This is a genomic window from Burkholderia sp. BDU5 (genome assembly GCF_001522845.1).
In the GTDB taxonomy this organism is placed as follows: Bacteria; Pseudomonadota; Gammaproteobacteria; order Burkholderiales; family Burkholderiaceae; genus Burkholderia; species Burkholderia mayonis.
Genome location: NZ_LOWC01000028.1, coordinates 1 through 2483, shown reverse-complemented (window position 1 = coordinate 2483; position 2483 = coordinate 1). Strand labels below are relative to the sequence as shown.

6 protein-coding genes are annotated in these 2483 nt (G+C 65.0%); all 6 read right to left on the bottom strand.

Annotation, left to right across the window (positions count from 1 at the left end; all coding sequences use genetic code 11):
- A partial coding sequence (locus WS69_RS30170; RefSeq protein ID WP_156437951.1) for a RusA family crossover junction endodeoxyribonuclease occupies positions 1-143 on the bottom strand: 143 nt, incomplete at its 3' end.
- A 4-nt stretch (positions 144-147) separates the two neighbouring features.
- Positions 148-618, bottom strand: coding sequence for a RusA family crossover junction endodeoxyribonuclease (locus tag WS69_RS05415; RefSeq protein ID WP_059469777.1), 471 nt, complete (start codon positions 616-618; stop codon positions 148-150).
- A complete protein-coding gene (locus WS69_RS05410; protein WP_156437950.1) occupies positions 615-869 on the bottom strand; it encodes a hypothetical protein in 255 nt (84 codons plus the stop codon). The genes WS69_RS05415 and WS69_RS05410 overlap by 4 nt, the downstream gene beginning before the upstream one ends.
- Before the next feature lie 11 nt (positions 870-880).
- The gene (locus tag WS69_RS05405) at positions 881-1147 is read right to left on the bottom strand and encodes a hypothetical protein (protein ID WP_059469776.1); all 267 of its coding nucleotides are present in this window, start codon (positions 1145-1147) and stop codon (positions 881-883) included.
- The gene (locus WS69_RS30165) at positions 1144-2133 is read right to left on the bottom strand and encodes a YdaU family protein (RefSeq protein ID WP_082715964.1); all 990 of its coding nucleotides are present in this window, start codon (positions 2131-2133) and stop codon (positions 1144-1146) included. Before WS69_RS30165 ends, WS69_RS05405 begins: the two co-directional genes overlap by 4 nt.
- Positions 2134-2170: 37 nt before the next feature.
- A partial coding sequence (locus WS69_RS34520; RefSeq protein WP_231747077.1) for a hypothetical protein occupies positions 2171-2483 on the bottom strand: 313 nt, incomplete at its 5' end.

The window sequence follows — 2483 nt, the reverse complement described above, 5'->3', positions numbered from 1 at the left end:
TCGATCGCCTCGATGCGCACACCCGGCGTGCGCGCGTAGCGCTTCGACACCCAGAGGTCGACGACCTGGCCGTCGTCGACGTACACCACTCCGTTCATGCCGTCCTTCAACGCCGGGCCAACGTTGCTGATCGTGCGCGTCATAGTCCTAGGCCCGTTGCAAGTTCAATTCGATGGCTTCCACCCGTACCCCGGGAGTGCGGCTGTAGCGCTTCGACACCCAACAGTCGATCACCTGACTGTCGTCGGCGAACACCACGCCATTCATTCCGTCCTCGATCGCCTTCACCACGTTCGACCAGTCCGGCTTCTTCGTCGCGCCGATGGCGCCGGCGGCCGCTTCGCCCTGGCGCTTCATCGACCAGCTCGCCGGGATGGGCAGGCCGATGTGCACGATCAGGCGGATCGGGCCGGCGTACGGCGTGGCGCTGCGCATCGCCGCGCGGGCGGCCATCTTCACGAGGTTCTCGTACCGCTCCGTCTCCTCGGGCGTGTAGACCCGGACGTGGGCGCCGCGGCGCGCGAACTTCGGGCGCCCCTTCGCGACCGGCGTGCCGGGGACGACGAACTCGACGCGCTGCGCGATCGGCGAGGCCGTGATGAGCGATTGCTGCGTCATGCTCGCCACCCTTGCCAGTGCCCGGGACGAACTGAAGCCTGCGAAGCCCGCCGGCGGAAATCTGCTGCCGCGCGTGGGCTCATGACGATCGTGCGGCCTTCGACGATGTACGACACGTCGGAAGTGCCGAAGAACTCGCGCATCCATCGGTTCAAGTCGCTCACGAACTCGGCGGGCATCAGCTCGGCAAATCGAGGCGAAACGGTCATGCGCGGCACGTCAGCGCACAGGGGAGACTCGATCACATCCATTCCCATGACCCTCACGCCGTCACCTCGTCGCTCACGCCGTCGGTCACCGGCACCCCGCTGATGGGGCGCAGATCCACGTCCGGAACGAGGAATTCGCCGCTCTGAACGAAGCGTTTCGTGCAGTAGTTCCAGCACGTGATCGGACTCGACGCACGAACCACCCACGCCCAACCGAAATTGGATTGCATCCCGTCTTCCGTGACGGTTACCGGCAGGCCAAGCGCCTCCGGCATGTCGGATTTCGCGACGTATGCGAGATCGCCAGGTTTGCAGTTCATCGCCCTTCCCCCATCAAAGCGCCGGCCGCGACGGGGCCGGCAGTGTTGCGAAACGCGCGGTTGTGGTCGTCCCACCACGGGCCATCGCCCGCAGCGTCGAACACGCGCAGCTTGAAATCGAACGGAGGTTCGTCGCGGCCCTGCTCGACGCCGAGCGTGCCGCCGTGCTCGACGATGCCGGTCCACGAGCGCCACCAATCGCCGACGGTGCGTGTGGCCGCCGCAGACGTCGCCGCACGCGCGGCCAGCAAGTCGCCGAGGATCGTGTCGAGGAAGCCGACGTTGAGCGGCTGCCCGCTGCCCTCGCGCTCGCGGCGCTTGCGGCCCGTGGCGATGGCCGCTCGCAGGTCGTCAGCCGTCACGCCTCGCCCCGGCCAACTCGCCAACCGCGAGTCATCGGCGGCGAAGCCGACGCCCGACGTTCGAAGAATTTCGACGAAAGCGGCGGCGGCGATCGGCGCGTCCTCGCGCGTTACTGCCTGTGCTGTGCCGCCGCCGCTATGGTTTACATATTGGTTATTGGTTCTTGGTTCTTGGTTAGTTTTAGAACCGGTTATGTCTGGGGGGCCACTGGCAACCGGATCGGAACCCGACGAAAACCCACTGGGTTTTTCTTGGGTTTCAGCTGGGTTCTGTTTGGTACCCGACTCGCTAGCCGTCCGCTTTTTCGGCCGGCCGCCCTTTTTCCCGTTCTCCTGGGCGGTTTCGGCGCGCAAACGGTAGGCAGCGATCTCGATTTCGCATCGTTCGTGGACGTATCCGGCGTCCGTCTGCGTGAACTTGAAACGCAACAGGTTCGCCACGGCGCGGCGCTCTTCCTCGGCGCTCACGCCGACGGCGTAGCACACCGCGTCCAAGTCCAGCGGGAGGGGTTTCTCGGTGTCGTAGTAGACGTCGATCAGGTCGCGGTAGATCCATCGCTCGACACGGCTCATGTTGACCGTGCCGGACCTGAAATCGCCGATGTGATGGGGGTAATAGTTCACGGTGCCCTCCGTTCAGAGGGCACCGTGCGTGCGCACCTTACTTGCTGCGCTTCAGGCTGTCGCGTTGCATGCGCTCGAGCACGCGCTTGCTTTCCTTGCTGTCCTTCTCGGATTGCTTGATTAGGCCGTCCCAGTACGCGCGTTCCGCGCCGCTGCGACCCGGAGCTGGCTGACGTGTGTCTTTCGTTTTCATGCCGGTCCTTGCCGCCTGCCGAATAGAAGATTCGAGCGCACGCGGCATGGCAGGAGAACGCCGCGCGCCGGTGCGTGCCGGCTGCCCGAAGCAAGGTTCCATAATACGACATCGAGCACTGCAGCTCGACGTTCGAAAGGGTGAGAGGATTCGGGAG

Bases quoted from the DNA above. Each gene is read 5' to 3' on its own strand.
- WS69_RS05415 (WP_059469777.1), bottom strand. From the start codon at position 618: ATGACGCAGCAATCGCTCATCACGGCCTCGCCGATCGCGCAGCGCGTC.
- WS69_RS05410 (WP_156437950.1), bottom strand. From the start codon at position 869: ATGGATGTGATCGAGTCTCCCCTGTGCGCTGACGTGCCGCGCATGACC.
- WS69_RS05405 (WP_059469776.1), bottom strand. From the start codon at position 1,147: ATGAACTGCAAACCTGGCGATCTCGCATACGTCGCGAAATCCGACATG.